This is a genomic window from Rhizobium sp. SYY.PMSO, from assembly GCF_046840415.1.
Classification (GTDB): domain Bacteria; phylum Pseudomonadota; class Alphaproteobacteria; order Rhizobiales; family Rhizobiaceae; genus Rhizobium.
On record NZ_CP177349.1, the window covers coordinates 64,879 to 78,428 of the forward strand.

Below are 13,550 nucleotides of genomic sequence, written 5' to 3' on the forward strand. Positions count from 1 at the left end.
CGCGGCTGATCAGGGTACGATCAGCGTGCCGGCGCCATGCTCGGTAAAGATTTCGAGCAGGACCGAGTGGGCCGTCTTGCCGTTGAGGATGACGACGCCCTGAACACCGGCCTTGATGGCGTCGATGCAGGTCTCGACCTTCGGGATCATGCCGCCGGAAATCGTGCCGTCGGCGATGAGGGCATGGGCCTGGGAAACCGAAAGTTCCTTGATGAGCTGGCCCTGCTTGTCGAGCACGCCGGGAACGTCCGTCAGGAAGAGCAGGCGCGTGGCGCTCAGCGCGCCGGCGATCGCACCGGCAAAAGTGTCGGCGTTGATGTTGTAGGTCGCGCCGTCGCGGCCCGGAGCGACCGGGGCGATGACGGGAATCATCTCGGACTTGGCGAGCAGGTCGAGCAGCGTGCGGTCGACCTCGACCACCTCGCCGACGAAACCGAGATCGAGCACGCGCTCTATATTGGAATCCGGGTCCTTGATGGTCTTGTGCGCCTTTTCGGCGAAGACCATGTTGCCGTCCTTGCCGCAAAGGCCGATCGCCCATTCGCCGGTCTGGTTGATCAGGGCGACGATTTCCTTGTTGATCGAGCCGGCGAGCACCATTTCGACGATCTCGACCGTCTTGGCGTCGGTGACGCGCAGGCCGCCTTCGAATTTCGATTCGATGCCCATCTTCGTCAGCATGGCGCCGATCTGCGGGCCGCCGCCATGGACGACGATCGGGTTGACGCCCGACTGCTTCAATAGCGCGATATCCGCCGCGAACGCTTTGCCGAGTTCGGCGTTGCCCATGGCGTGACCGCCGTATTTTACGACGATGGTCTTGTTTTCGTAGCGCTGCATGTAGGGCAGCGCCTGTGCGAGGAGGCTGGCTTGGAGTTCGCTTTGGGCTTCGGACATGGTGCACCCTTTGGAATTGTTCGCGGCCTTTTATCTCAAGTTTTTGACAGAGGGAATAATCATGTCGGTATTAGTTGATGCCGCGTCACATTCGCGTTGCCGAAATTGATCGCCCTTTCAAGCTTGTCACCGGGTAGTTTTCTCTTAAAGATGACAGGGGTGCCGCAACGGGGGAGGCGGATGCGGCGAGGAGACGGACACGCCGGTCGGTCGTGCCTGCATGCGCGCCCGGAAAGCCTTGCCGCGCTCCGCAAAGCGCACGAGATGGATAGCGACCGTGCCCACCCGGAAACCGGCCTTGAAGAGCAAGCAATCGTGAAGGAAGGGGGAGTCGGATTGACAGGTGCGCGGAAGAGTTGGAAGCTGACCGCGTACGGGCTTCGCGGCGCCCATGTCGAGGGTTTGAGTTGCCAGGAACTTGCCGATCAACACGCGGCGCCGTTGACTATTATGCGCAACTGGCTGCGCCGAAGCCCGATCAGACTGAGAGAGTGCATGGACCGATGAGTACGCCCGATCAAAGCAAGGGAGGCCGCTCCCGCGATGAAGTCCTGGCCGGAGAATACGTGCTTGGCGTCCTTTCCCTGGAGGATCGGCAAAAGGTCGAACGCCGCATGCGCAGCGATCGCCAGTTCGCGGCGATCGTCAGCCGTTGGGAGCAGAACCTCTCGGAATTCAATGAGGAATATGAGGCGGCGATGCCTGCGGCCACCGTATTCCCGAAGATAGAAAAGCGGATTTTAGGGGAGGCCGCGCTCGGCGCCCATCTCTGGAATTCGCTCAAGCTCTGGCGGTCGGCCGCCTTCGGCTCGCTGTTTCTGGCTGTTGGCGTGCTCGTCTTCGCCATCACGAACGAAAACGCCTCGCGTCCTTCGCCCGGCAAACAGCTTACCGCGTCCCTTTCCGGCCAGAACAGTCCCATCAATCTATTGGCCAACTACGATGCCGATAACGGTCGCCTGAAGGTGACGCCGGTCGCCGCCGGCAAGCCGGAGGAAAAATCGCTGGAACTCTGGCTGATTCGCGGCAGCGATCCGGCCGAGGCCCTGGGTGTCCTGCCGCAGACCGGCGAGGGCGAAATCATCCTGCCGCAGGAGCTTCACGGTAAATTGACGGAAGGGGCAATCGTCGCCGTCAGCGTCGAGCCCTTCGGCGGTTCGCCGACCGGCAAACCCACGGGCAATGTCATCGCTTCCGGCACGATCCATTTGCCGTGACGAGTGCCGTCTCGCCTCTCCGCGCTCCCTGAAACCGGATCGGCGTCGCCCGTCTGAATGCGATACCGGAAAGATCAGGCGGCGATACCGACCGTCTGCCTGATCGCCTGCCGCAACTCCTCAAGGCCTTCGCCCATCTCGGAGGAGGTCGCGAGAATTTCGGGATAGGCGGCGGGACGCTTGCGAATCTTTTCCGCCGTTTCGGCGATCAGCTTCGGCACGCCGGCGGCTTTGATCTTGTCGGTCTTGGTAAGTACGATCTGATAGGACACGGCGGCCTTGTCGAGCAGCGCCAGAACCTCCTCGTCGTTCTTCTTGATGCCGTGGCGGCTGTCGATCAGCACATAGACGCGCTTCAGCGTCGCCCGCCCGCGCAGGTAGTCGAAGACCAGCCTCGTCCAGGCATCGACCTGATCTTTCGGCGCTTGCGCGTAGCCATAGCCCGGCATGTCCACGAGTGCCATGGGCGGGAGGTCGCCCGTTTCGCCGGAAAAGCCTTCGGGAACGAAATAGTTGAGCTCCTGCGTCCGGCCCGGCGTATTGGAGGTGCGCGCCAGACCCTTATGACCGACGAGGGCGTTGATCAGCGATGACTTGCCGACATTGGAGCGTCCCGCGAAGGCGACTTCCAGAGGTCCTTCCGGCGGCAGGAACTTCATTGCCGGCACGCCGCGGATGAAGATCCACGGGCGCCCGAAAAGCGGCTTGTCGTCTTTTGTCGTCTGGTCTGCCATGCTGCCCAAGATCTTCCGGTTCGATTGCTTGACTGGCTTCGGGGTTTTACCCGGGAAAGTCAAGTTTTGTTCGCCAGGCGATCGCCCGGCATCTCGTTCCAGGTCATGCGTATCGGGCGGCGCCGATACGGCGATCCGATCCCCGAAATCAGTCGCGCCAAAAAGAAAAGCCCCGCGAAGCGGGGCTTTTTGCTTATTTCGACGGCGCCGGTTTTCGTTTGAAGAGGCCCTTGAGATTGTTGAAGAGCTCCACCTTCACTCCATGGCGCTTCATGATGATCGACTGCTGGATGACCGAGAGCGTGTTGTTCCATGCCCAGTAGATCACGAGGCCGGCCGGGAAGCTCGACAGCATGAACATGAATACCAGCGGCATCCAGTTGAAGATCATCGCCTGGGTCGGATCCGGCGGCGTCGGGTTCATGCGCATCTGCAGGAACATGGTGACGCCCATGATCAGCGGCCAGACGCCGAGATGCAGGAAGGTCGGGGCGGCAAACGGCAGCAGCCCGAAGAGATTGACGATCGAGGTCGGGTCCGGCGCCGAAAGGTCCTGGATCCAGCCGAAGAACGGCGCATGGCGCATCTCGATGGTGATGTAGATCACCTTGTAGAGCGAGAAGAAGATCGGGATTTGCAGGAGCACCGGCCAGCAACCCGCAATCGGGTTGATCTTCTCTTCCTTGTAGAGCTGCATGGTCGCCTGCTGCAGGCCCATGCGATCGTCGCCGAACTTGGCCTTGAGCTCTTCCATCTTCGGCTGCATGCGCTTCATGTTCGCCATCGAGGCATATTGCCGGCTGGCGAGCGGGAAGAAGAGCGCCTTGACGACGATGGTGGTGCAGAGGATGGCGACGCCGAAATTGCCGAAGAAGCGGAAGAAGAAATCCATCAGCTTGAACATCGGCTTGGTGATGAAATAGAACCAGCCCCAGTCGATCAGGCGGTCGAAGCGCGGGATCGAGTAGCTCGTCTCATAGCGATCGATGACCGGAACTTCCTTGGCGCCGGCGAAGATGAGGTTCTTCAGCTCGAGCGACTGGCCGGGAGCGACCGTGACGGCGTCTTCCTTGTAGTCGGCCTGATAGCGCGGCGTGCCGTCGGTGAAGTGCGAGAAATGGGCGTCGTAGGCCGTCGACTGCGGCGGCACGATCGTTGCTGCCCAATACTTGTCGGTAATGCCCAGCCATCCGCCGGTTGCCTTCGCCGGGTTTACGGCTTCCTTCTCCACGGCGGCATACTTGCTCTCGATCAGGCCATCGTCGCCGATGACACCGATGAAGCCTTCATGCAGAACGTAGGCTGACGGCGTTTCCGGCTTGTTGTAGCGCGTGACGCGGCCGTAGCTGGACAGCGAAACCGGTGCCTGGCCGCCGTTGACGATCTTGTCGCTGATCGTAAACATGTAGCGATCGTCGACGGAAATGGTGCGCGAGAAGGTCACGCCCTTGTCGTTGGTGTAGGAGAGCGTGACCGGCGTCTTGTCGGTCAGCTTGTCGCCGCTTGCCAGCGTCCATACGGTCGAGGGGCCGGGCACGGCGCCGGTCGTATCGCCGCCGAGATAGCCGAGTTCGGAGAAGTAGCCGTCCTTGGTGTCGGCCGGGCTGAACAGCGTGATGATCGGGCTGCTCTTGTCGACGGTCTCGTGATAGCTCTTCAGCCTCAGATCGTCGAAACGAGCGCCTTCCAGGTTGATGGAACCGGCGAGCGCAGGCGTATCGATGATGACGCGCGAGGATGCCGTCTTTTCGACGGACTGGTCACGGGTCAGCGTCGCAGTCGCGTTCTGGCCACCCGCTGGCAGCGAACCGTTGACGGCCGTGCCTGCGCCTGCTGCGGCCGGCTGCGTCGTCTGAGCCTGCTGCGTCTGCTGCTGCAGCTTGGCGGCCTGTTCGGCCTTGCGCTGCGCTTCAAGGCGCGGGTTCATATAGAAAAACTGCCAAGCGAGGACGATCAGCACCGACAGGGCAATCGCTATGAAGTAATTGCGGTTGTTTTGCATCATGTTTTCCTGGAGCGGTCCGTTTCCGGTCGCCGGTGTTTCGGCCTGGATTCGATACGCTGGACGAGTTCACCCACCAGCTTTTCGAAAGGTGCGGTCAGCACTTCGCGCCGCGCGACAACCACATAGTCGTGTCCGGGCTGCATTGCAAATCCGGCGTGAAGCCGCACGGCTTCTTTCAGCCTGCGCCGCATGCGGTTGCGCTCCACCGCGTTGCCATGTTTTTTGGTGACGGTAAAACCGACGCGGGGTTCGACGTCGGCGGTCTTGTGGTCCAGCGTCTCAATGAGGAAGAAGCTGCCTCTGCGCTTCTCGCCCTCGCGGACTGCAAGAAACTGCGGCCGGCTTTTCAGCCGCCCGACAGTCTTTTTTGGTCGTTCATTCGTCAATTTGCCCGCCATCCTGGATTATCGGGCACTTCGGCCCTTAGGCCGAAAGACGCTTGCGGCCGCGGTTACGGCGAGCGGAAAGAACCGCACGGCCGCCCTTGGTAGCCATGCGCGCACGGAAGCCGTGACGACGCTTGCGGACAAGCTTGGATGGTTGATAGGTACGCTTCATTTATTTAAACACCGCGGAGTGCGGCCCTTCTTGAGCTTTGCTTCGATAGCAAGGAGCGTTGTTGATTTTGGCGAACGGACTTTGGCCCGCAGATGCAGGCTCCATGACCGGACGTGCGCGGGCTTATAAGGTTCAAGGTGGCGGAAGTCAATTATGAGGGCGCAGATTCCTCGCCTTCCGGCAAATTCGCCCGTTCATCGGGCCTTTTGGGCTCGACCGGCGTATAGGGCGAGGCCGGCCGATCCGCAGAACGCAATCAAGCGATATGTGAAATTCATGGCAAAACTCGCCCGCATATGGGTCAAAAATACCGCAAGCTAACGTTAATGATTTTCATCGATATCTAGTCTTATGCCGGAAAACCAGTCGGTTTTTGAGGGTGGGGCGGCATCGGAGGGATATTGTGAGAATTCGCGGCAAAATAAATCTGCTTGTCTGTGTCATGGCCGGAGCGGCGCTTCTGATCGGTGCGACGGCCCTTTATGCGTTGCATCAATACGATCAGAAACTGCAGAGTTACGAGCGGACGGCAAGCCGCGCCTACATGGGCGAGCACTTGAACCGCTATGTGACCGCGGTGGTCATGGAAGCCCGCGGTATCTATGCGGCCGCCTCGGTGAAGGACTCCAAGAGTTTCGCCGACGGGATGATGAGCGACCTCGACGAGATCGACAAGGTGCTGGCAAGCTGGGCGCCCCTGGTTCCGGAAGCTCAGAAGCCGGATTTCGCCAAGCTGCAGGCCCGCGCCCAGGAGTTTCGCGTTTTCCGCACCGAGACGGTCAGGCTCGGCCTGACGGACGGTCCGGACGCCGCCAGCAAGCAGGGCAACAACGAAGCCAACCGCGCCAACCGCAAGGCATTCCAGGCTGAGATCGATGCGGTCGTCCAGGCCGACAAGGCGGAGCTTGCGAAGGCGGACGCCGAAATTGTGACCTTCCACGATAATGTCATGTGGGTCGTCCTTTGCATCATGGTCGCCGGCATCGGCGCCGGTGTCGGCCTGGGGGCCTATATCGGCACCGTTCACCTGAGCCGCCCGATCCGCGACGTGACCGCGGCGATCAAGAAGGTTGCGGACGGCTATTTCGATATCGAGGTGCCCTTTGCCGGCCGTCGTGACGAGATCGGCGAAATGGCGGCAGCCGTCGACGTCTTCAAGGAGAACGGCAATGCCGTGCGCCGGATGAATGCCGAGGAGGCGGCCATGCGCGCCAAGAGCGACGAGCTTCAGTCGAGCATGTCTCTGGCGGTTTCGGCGGCTGCGGCCGGCGATTTCAGCCGCCGCATCGAAAAGGACTATGGCGACGTCAATCTCAATCGCTTCGCCGGCAATGTGAACGAGCTGCTGATCAGCGTGGATACGGGCATCGGCGAAGTGCGCAGGGTCATTGCGAGCCTGGCCGAGGGCGATCTGACGCAGGCCATGAAGGGCGAGTTCCAGGGCGCCTTCGCCGAGCTGCAGCAGAACGTCAATGCGACGCTCGCGACGCTGAAGACCACCATGCGCGAAGTGCGCCAGACGACCGGCTCGATCAACTCCAACACCAACGAACTGCGACACGCCAGCGACGATCTTTCCAAGCGCACCGAACAACAGGCGGCAGCGCTCGAGGAAACCTCGGCCGCCCTCGACCAGATCACCTCGGTCGTGCAGAACTCGACCGAGCGGGCGCGCGAGGCCAGCGTCATGGTCGGTGAGGCGAAGGACGATGCGGCGCGCTCCGGCACGGTCGTACGCAACGCGATCGATGCCATGGGCCGCATAGAGCAGGCCTCGGGCGAGATCAGCCAGATCATCGGCGTGATTGACGACATCGCCTTCCAGACCAACCTGCTTGCCCTGAACGCCGGCGTCGAGGCCGCGCGCGCAGGCGAGGCGGGCAAGGGCTTTGCCGTCGTCGCGCAGGAGGTGCGGGAGCTGGCCCAGCGCTCCGCCACCGCGGCCAAGGACATCAAGGCGCTGATCGGCAAGTCCGGCGGCGAGGTGCAGGTCGGGGTCAAGCTCGTGCAGGCGACCGGCGAGGCGCTGTCCTCCATCGAAGCCCGCGTCCTCAAGATCAACGATCACATCCACTCGATTGCGACGGCCGCACGCGAACAGGCAACGGGCCTCTCGGAGGTGAACAACGCCGTCAACCAGATGGACGAGGTCACACAGCGCAACGCCGCTATGGTCGAGGAGACATCGGCAGCGACCCATCGCCTGGCGGGCGAGGCGGATGGCCTTGTCCATCTCGTCTCCCGCTTCAAGGTGGATGCAGCCAATGGGGCCGCGCCGGTGCTGGCGCGCGCCGAGACGCATCGTCCAACCGCTTCGCCGGCACGCCGCATGATGGGCAAGGTCGCGACCGCGTTCGGCGGCGGAGCGGCTGCGCCGGCCGCCGCGGCGCAGAACTGGGAGGAATTCTGATCTCTTCGATCTGAGACCGGCGGCCGCGCCCGAGCGCCGCTGCCGGCCTTGCCTGCTCCCCGAAATGCGGAGCCGATTGGAAAAAAGCCCACAATCGCCTATTATCTGGTTTCGAAACGTCGCCATCAGGTCGCTTTTCAGCGAAGCGGGACAATTGAAATGGACAGTGGGCAGGACAAGGACGCCGCAAAAGGCGGCAAGGTCGACAAGGGCGGCCTCAGCCAGTTTTGCCGGCCCACGGGCATCTTCGGCGGTCTTTCCGGCAAGCTCCTCATTCTGACCGTCGGTTTCATCTCTCTCGCCGAGGTGCTCATCTTCGTGCCTTCCGTTGCCAATATGCGGCTGCGCTGGCTGGAGGATCGGCTGAACACGGCCGCGGCGGCCGCCATCGTCATCGACGGCCTGCAGCCGGCGGAGTTGCCGCGCGCACTGCAGAAGGAAACCTTGATGGCCACCGGCACGCGGGCCATCGTTCTGCGCAAGGATGGCACCTCGCGCCTGCTCGCGACGGCCGAAATGCCGGCATCGGTCGACGAGAAATACGATCTGAGCGACGTCTCGCAACTGACGGCGATCAAGGATGCGCTCGATACGCTGGTGTTCGGCGGCAACCGCATCATCCGCGTGTTCGGCCCCGTCGGCGGCGATGCCGGCACCGGCATAGAGGTGGTGCTCAAGGATACCCGCCTGCGAAGCGCGATGCTTGCCTATGCCCGCAGCGTTTTCTTCGTCTCCATTCTGATCTCGCTGTTTACCGCGACGCTGATCTTCTTTGCGATCAACCGGATGATGATTCGTCCGATCCGCCGCCTCACCGACAGCATGCAGGCCTATTCGGACGATCCGGAGGACCCCGGCCGCATTCTCGCGCTGGACGCGGGACGGGACGAACTCGCCGTGGCCGGCCGCCATCTCGCTTCCATGCAATCGCAATTGCAAAAGACGCTGAAGCAGCAGAAGAACCTTGCCGCGCTCGGCCTTGCCGTGTCGAAGATCAACCATGACATGCGCAACATCCTTTCCGCCGCGCAGCTGATGTCGGACCGGCTGGTCGATGTCGATGATCCGATGGTCAAGCGCTTCGCGCCGAAGCTTTTGCGCACCATCGACCGCGCGGTCGGCTACACGACCGAGGTATTGTCCTATGGCCAGACCTCCGAATCGGCGCCGCGCCGCCGCAAGGTTCGCCTGGCCGAACTGATCGAGGAGGTTCGCGATATTCTGGCGATCGATCCGGACAGCGGAATCGAATTCGTCGAACAGCTCAACTCGGATCTGGAAGTCGATGCCGACGGCGAGCAGCTTTTCCGGGTCATCCATAATCTTTGCCGCAATGCCCATCAGGCGCTGCTTGCATTCGCGGAAACGGAGGCGGACAGCGTCAGGCGCATCACGGTATCGGCGCATCGAATCGGCAGTGTCGTCAGCATCACCGTCGACGATACTGGCCCCGGCATGCCGCAAAAGGCGAGGGAGAACCTCTTCATGGCCTTCCGCGGCTCCGCCCGCTCCGGCGGCACGGGCCTTGGCCTTGCCATTGCCCGCGAACTCGTCCTTGCCCATGGCGGCACCATTGCGCTTGTCGAAAAACCGGCCGCCGGCACGCAGTTCCGCATCGAGATTCCCGACCGCCCGGTTTCGCTCGACGACTATCGCAGTAGAAGCTTGCAAGAAAACTGATTGTTTTCAATAGCTTGTCATCATTATGCATTAAAATCGCGATCTTTTTCACAAATCCACTTGCATTCCCCCCGGGGACCCTTTAGAGAACCGCCCACGCCAACGGTTTCTTCCGTTTCGGCCACGCACCCGTAGCTCAGCTGGATAGAGCACCAGACTACGAATCTGGGGGTCAGGAGTTCGAATCTCTTCGGGTGCGCCATTTCTTCATCGACATTCTGAATGATGGCATAAGGCCGGTATGCAGGCGTTATTCGCTCGAAACCGTCGCGTCATGGAACGCGATCAGGCATGTCCATACTCTGGTTTCAGTCAGCGGGCAGCTCCCTGCCCATGATCCGTCGCGAGCGGCAATTCCGGCAGAAACAGCAGCGCGATCAGCGCCAGAGCCACGATGGCCGTTCCCGTCGTGAAGGTCATGGCGATCGCGTGCCGGTAAAGCGCGATCGCCGCGGCGTGGGCTTCGGGAGAGGAGGTGGCAAGCTGCTTCATTCCCGCCTCCGTCAGGGACGACGCATGCATCCCATCCAGCAAACCGCCGGCATTCTGTACGCGATAGGCCAGGATGGCGCCTGAGCCGGTAACACCGATCAGGCCGCCGAGGGAGCGGAAGAAGGCGAGCGTTGCCGTTCCGACGCCGCGATGGGCTAGGGGCAGGGCGTTCTGCACGGCGATCGTCATGGTGGGCATGACGAGCCCAAGGCCGAGGCCAAGGGCAAAGACGGCCGGCTCGATGATCCCGAAGCCCCGGCTGGCCGCCGCCGCCCAGGCGAGCACCGCGAAGGCGGCTGTCGCAAGGCTGAGGCCACAGAGCTGCGCCGGCTTGTAGCGTCCGAAGCGATGCAGCAGCACGCGGCCGTTGACCATGGAGGAGATGACGACGCCGATCATCAGCGGACCCGTCAGCAGGCCGGAATGCGAAGCGCTGACCCCCATCACCATCTGGAAGAACAGCGGAAAGAACAGGCTTGCCCCGAGCATGCCCATGAAGGTCAGCGCCAGCACGATACAGGCGACGACGAAGAGCCGGTTGTGGAAAAGATCGGGCGGCAGCACGGGCTCGGGTTCGCGCCGGATGTGCAAGACGAAAAGCACGAACAGGGCGAGCGCGACGGCGGACAGGCCGAAAATCTGCGGCGAGTTCCAGGCCCATTCGTTGCCCCCGAGCGCAAGCACCAGCAGGAAGCTGGTCGTGCAGCTCGTCAGCAGGGCGGCTCCCAGATAGTCGATGCTGCGGCTGTGTGCGTGATGCGGCCGCTTCAGCGCGCGGCCGATCATGACCAGCGCGACGGCGCCGATCGGCAGGTTGACGTAGAAGATCCAGTGCCATGACAGGAGATCGGTGATGATGCCGCCGGCGATGGGGCCGATGACGCTGCAGACGGCGAACACGGCCGCGATGGAACCCTGGTTTCGCCCGCGTCTGGCCGGCGGCACGATGTCGCCGATGATGATCTGCGCCAGCGGCAGCAGTCCGCCGGCGCCGATCCCCTGGATCGCCCGGAAGACGATGAGCTGCAGCAGCGTCTGTGCCATGCCGCTGAGGGCCGAACCGACAAGGAAGATGAGGATCGCCGCATAGATCATCGGCTTGCGGCCGTACTGGTCGCTAAGCTTGCCGTAGAGCGGCATGGTGCTGGTCGAGGCGAGCACATAGGCGCTGACGACCCAGGAGAGATGCGTCAGTCCCCCGAGATCGCTGACGATGCGCGGCAACGCGGTCGCGACGATGCTCTGGTCGATGGCGGCGAGGCCGAGCACGATCATCAGACCGAGAATGACGGCGCGGATCTCGCGGCGATCGGGCGGGCTGTCCGTAAACGAAGCTGAGGGGCGCGCTGCGCTCGTGCCTTTGGCGGTCACTGGCCGATCTCCATGAGCGGCTCGATCGCGGCGCGGATGGCGTCGCGCTGCCGGGGCGACAACCTGGCGAGTTCGAATGCGAGCCAGTCGGTCCTGCTTTGCTTCAGGCCGCGGATGATCTCCTGGCCTTTCCCGGTCGCAACGAGGCCGTTGCGGCGCCGATCGCTGGGATCGGGCTCCGAGCGGGCAATGAGGCCGTCCCGTTCCATCGCCTTCACATGCCCTGAAATCGTCGGGCCGCGCAGCCTCTCCATGCGCGCCAGCTCGGCAACGCCGATGCCCGGTTGGCGAATGATGGCGGCGAGCAGCAGGCCGTGCAGCGGTGACAGCCCGGCATCGCCGCTCTCGCGGCGCAATTGCCGGTACAGGCGGTGGAGGGCGGGGCGCAGCGCCTCGGCGAGCCCATAGGCATCTTCGAGCGTGGGGTGACGGTCGGCTTTGCTCATGGAGTCTCGCTCGCGGCTGTAGATAGGTAGGCTTCCTATCTAAAAATCTAGCGGACCGCATTTACTTGCGCAAGCGATCATATTGTGAAACATTTTCAATCAATGCGCGTTATCTGTCAGTATTGCGACCTGCGAGGAGGAGAAGAGCTGTGAAACGATTCCTGACAACCGCAACGGTGACTGCACTGAGTGTCCTGCTTGCCGTCACTTCTTTCGATCCGGCCGCCGCCGCGCCGATCCAGCCCTTGATCCAGCCGGCAATCCAGCAGACGGGCACCCCGTCCGCAGGGATGACCGAGGTGCAATATCGCCATCACAACCGGCACTACCGTCCGCATTATCGGCCGCACTACCGCCCGCATAACCGGCCGGGCTACTGGCACGGCCACCGCGGCTATCGCTACGCCCGCCCCGGCTATCGCCGCTATAATGACGGCTGGTGGTATCCGCTGGCCGCCTTTGGCGCCGGCGCGATCATCGGCGGCGCCATTGCCCAGCCGCCGCGCGGCGGCGCCCATGTTCGCTGGTGCGCCAGCCGGTACAAGACGTATCGTGCGTCCGACAATACCTATCAGCCGACCAGCGGCCCGCGCCGCCAGTGCGTCAGCCCGTGATGTGACGCGTCTTGAAAATCCCTCTCCGGTCTGCGGGGAGGGATTTGCTTTCAGGCCGTTGCGGGCAGCGGCGTTTGCAATCCCGTCAGTTGCTCCGAAACATCCCACAACCGCCGCCAGAGAGCCTTGTCGCGGGCATGCGAAGCGATTTTCGCTCGCACCGGCGGGCCTTTGAGTTCGTAGAAGCCACCCGGGCCGTACATGACGCCGCCTTCCGCGGTCGGCGAGGTGGCTGCAAAGAGCGTCGGCAGGGCGCCCGCCGCCGCCGATTGCGATAAAAACGGCTCCAGCAATTTCATCATAAATTCGAAACTGCCCGGTGCGTCGCGGCCCATGCGGGGACCCGTGGTCTGCAGCCCGGTCACGGCATAGCCGGGATGGGCAGCCATGCTTTTCAGCTTCCAGCCTTCGGCGCGTGCTATCCGGTCGAGTTCCAGGCTGAACAGCAGCGTAGCCAGCTTCGATTGGCAATAGGCAGGCCAGGGCCGATAACGCCTGCGCCACTGCAGATCGTCGAAATTGATCCTGCCGGCGCGGTGCGCGAGGCTGCTGACCGTGACCACGCGCGGATTCTCCGCCTCGAAGACCTTTGGCAACAGCCGCATGGTCCACGCGAAGTGCCCGATATAGTTGGCGCCCATCTGCATTTCGAAGCCGTCTTCGGTCTCATGTCTGTCCGGGATGGCCATGACGCCGGCGTTGTTGACGAGCAGGTCGATGCGCGGCAACGTGCTGGCGATGCGCTCGGCCGTGCGGGCAACGGAATCGAGGCTGGAAAGGTCGAGCGCTTCGAACGCCACATCCGCGTCGGGTGTCGCCGCACGGATCCTGGCAAGCGCCTCGTTGCCCTTCGTTTCGTTGCGCGAGGCGATGATGACCTTCGCGCCGGCGCCGGCCAGAGCCTTTGCGGCTTCGTAGCCGATGCCGCTATTGGCGCCGGTGATGACTGCGATGCGGCCCGTCTGCGGCGGGATGTCTTTCACTGTCCAGTCTGGCATTGCGGAGCTCCCGTGGAGATATTTTGCGCTGCCCGTTGTATCTGATAATTTTTGCACTAAATGCAAGTTTGCAATAAATAAAAATTAATGCCCGCCCAAAAGCGCGGAAATGCTTTCGTATGGATGAT

Annotated in this window: 12 protein-coding genes and 1 tRNA gene; 5 read left to right on the plus strand and 8 right to left on the minus strand. The window is 62.4% G+C overall.

Annotated elements, in window-relative coordinates; all coding sequences use genetic code 11:
• Positions 1 to 9: 9 nt before the first annotated feature.
• Positions 10 to 897, minus strand: coding sequence for an acetylglutamate kinase (gene argB / locus ACJJVH_RS00335; protein WP_112800992.1), 888 nt, complete (start codon positions 895 to 897; stop codon positions 10 to 12).
• A gap of 503 nt (positions 898 to 1,400) precedes the next feature.
• On the opposite strand from argB, the gene ACJJVH_RS00340 reads away from it, so the two are divergent.
• A complete protein-coding gene (locus ACJJVH_RS00340; protein WP_113371981.1) occupies positions 1,401 to 2,114 on the plus strand; it encodes an anti-sigma factor domain-containing protein in 714 nt (237 codons plus the stop codon).
• Positions 2,115 to 2,188: 74 nt separating this feature from the next.
• On the opposite strand, the gene yihA is transcribed toward ACJJVH_RS00340, so the two are convergent.
• The 4 genes from yihA to rpmH form a co-directional block, all read right to left on the minus strand.
• The gene (yihA, locus tag ACJJVH_RS00345; protein ID WP_112800988.1) at positions 2,189 to 2,848 is read right to left on the minus strand and encodes a ribosome biogenesis GTP-binding protein YihA/YsxC; all 660 of its coding nucleotides are present in this window, start codon (positions 2,846 to 2,848) and stop codon (positions 2,189 to 2,191) included.
• A 193-nt stretch (positions 2,849 to 3,041) separates the two neighbouring features.
• Positions 3,042 to 4,850: a membrane protein insertase YidC gene (gene yidC, locus ACJJVH_RS00350; protein WP_412065196.1), complete on the minus strand. Its 1,809-nt coding sequence runs from the start codon at positions 4,848 to 4,850 to the stop codon at positions 3,042 to 3,044.
• Positions 4,850 to 5,251 (minus strand): ribonuclease P protein component, encoded by a 402-nt coding sequence (rnpA, locus tag ACJJVH_RS00355; protein ID WP_412064514.1) that lies wholly within the window; start codon positions 5,249 to 5,251, stop codon positions 4,850 to 4,852. The genes yidC and rnpA overlap by 1 nt, the downstream gene beginning before the upstream one ends.
• Before the next feature lie 25 nt (positions 5,252 to 5,276).
• Complete coding sequence (gene rpmH / locus ACJJVH_RS00360) at positions 5,277 to 5,411, minus strand: 50S ribosomal protein L34 (protein ID WP_041677194.1); 135 nt, start codon at positions 5,409 to 5,411, stop codon at positions 5,277 to 5,279.
• Between the two features lie 403 nt (positions 5,412 to 5,814).
• Between rpmH and ACJJVH_RS00365 the strand changes: the two genes are divergently transcribed.
• The 3 genes from ACJJVH_RS00365 to ACJJVH_RS00375 all read left to right on the plus strand — a co-directional run bounded on the left by ACJJVH_RS00365 (position 5,815) and on the right by ACJJVH_RS00375 (position 9,703).
• Complete coding sequence (locus ACJJVH_RS00365; RefSeq protein ID WP_412064515.1) at positions 5,815 to 7,821, plus strand: methyl-accepting chemotaxis protein; 2,007 nt, start codon at positions 5,815 to 5,817, stop codon at positions 7,819 to 7,821.
• A 159-nt stretch (positions 7,822 to 7,980) separates the two neighbouring features.
• Entirely contained in the window at positions 7,981 to 9,501 is a 1,521-nt protein-coding gene (locus ACJJVH_RS00370) for a sensor histidine kinase (RefSeq protein WP_112800980.1), read from the plus strand.
• A 125-nt stretch (positions 9,502 to 9,626) separates the two neighbouring features.
• Positions 9,627 to 9,703 (plus strand) — tRNA-Arg (locus tag ACJJVH_RS00375).
• Between the two features lie 110 nt (positions 9,704 to 9,813).
• Here the strand turns inward: ACJJVH_RS00375 and ACJJVH_RS00380 are convergent.
• Both ACJJVH_RS00380 and ACJJVH_RS00385 read right to left on the minus strand, forming a co-directional pair.
• Positions 9,814 to 11,364, minus strand: coding sequence for an MDR family MFS transporter (locus ACJJVH_RS00380; protein ID WP_412064516.1), 1,551 nt, complete (start codon positions 11,362 to 11,364; stop codon positions 9,814 to 9,816).
• On the minus strand, positions 11,361 to 11,810 hold the full coding sequence (locus tag ACJJVH_RS00385) for a MarR family winged helix-turn-helix transcriptional regulator (protein ID WP_412064517.1): 450 nt from the start codon (positions 11,808 to 11,810) through the stop codon (positions 11,361 to 11,363). Before ACJJVH_RS00385 ends, ACJJVH_RS00380 begins: the two co-directional genes overlap by 4 nt.
• A 149-nt stretch (positions 11,811 to 11,959) precedes the next feature.
• Between ACJJVH_RS00385 and ACJJVH_RS00390 the strand changes: the two genes are divergently transcribed.
• The gene (locus ACJJVH_RS00390) at positions 11,960 to 12,424 is read left to right on the plus strand and encodes a BA14K family protein (RefSeq protein ID WP_113359326.1); all 465 of its coding nucleotides are present in this window, start codon (positions 11,960 to 11,962) and stop codon (positions 12,422 to 12,424) included.
• Between the two features lie 50 nt (positions 12,425 to 12,474).
• On the opposite strand, the gene ACJJVH_RS00395 is transcribed toward ACJJVH_RS00390, so the two are convergent.
• Positions 12,475 to 13,422, minus strand: a complete 948-nt coding sequence (locus ACJJVH_RS00395) for an oxidoreductase (protein ID WP_412064518.1) — start codon at positions 13,420 to 13,422, stop codon at positions 12,475 to 12,477.
• Positions 13,423 to 13,550: the final 128 nt, after the last annotated feature.

Excerpts from the sequence above, each read along its gene's own strand:
- yidC (WP_412065196.1), bottom strand. The coding sequence starts at position 4,850 with ATGCAAAACAACCGCAATTACTTCATAGCGATTGCCCTGTCGGTGCTG.
- ACJJVH_RS00370 (WP_112800980.1), top strand. The coding sequence starts at position 7,981 with ATGGACAGTGGGCAGGACAAGGACGCCGCAAAAGGCGGCAAGGTCGAC.
- ACJJVH_RS00385 (WP_412064517.1), bottom strand. The coding sequence starts at position 11,810 with ATGAGCAAAGCCGACCGTCACCCCACGCTCGAAGATGCCTATGGGCTC.
- ACJJVH_RS00340 (WP_113371981.1), top strand. The coding sequence starts at position 1,401 with ATGAGTACGCCCGATCAAAGCAAGGGAGGCCGCTCCCGCGATGAAGTC.
- rpmH (WP_041677194.1), bottom strand. The coding sequence starts at position 5,411 with ATGAAGCGTACCTATCAACCATCCAAGCTTGTCCGCAAGCGTCGTCAC.
- yihA (WP_112800988.1), bottom strand. The coding sequence starts at position 2,848 with ATGGCAGACCAGACGACAAAAGACGACAAGCCGCTTTTCGGGCGCCCG.
- rnpA (WP_412064514.1), bottom strand. The coding sequence starts at position 5,251 with ATGGCGGGCAAATTGACGAATGAACGACCAAAAAAGACTGTCGGGCGG.
- ACJJVH_RS00395 (WP_412064518.1), bottom strand. The coding sequence starts at position 13,422 with ATGCCAGACTGGACAGTGAAAGACATCCCGCCGCAGACGGGCCGCATC.
- argB (WP_112800992.1), bottom strand. The coding sequence starts at position 897 with ATGTCCGAAGCCCAAAGCGAACTCCAAGCCAGCCTCCTCGCACAGGCG.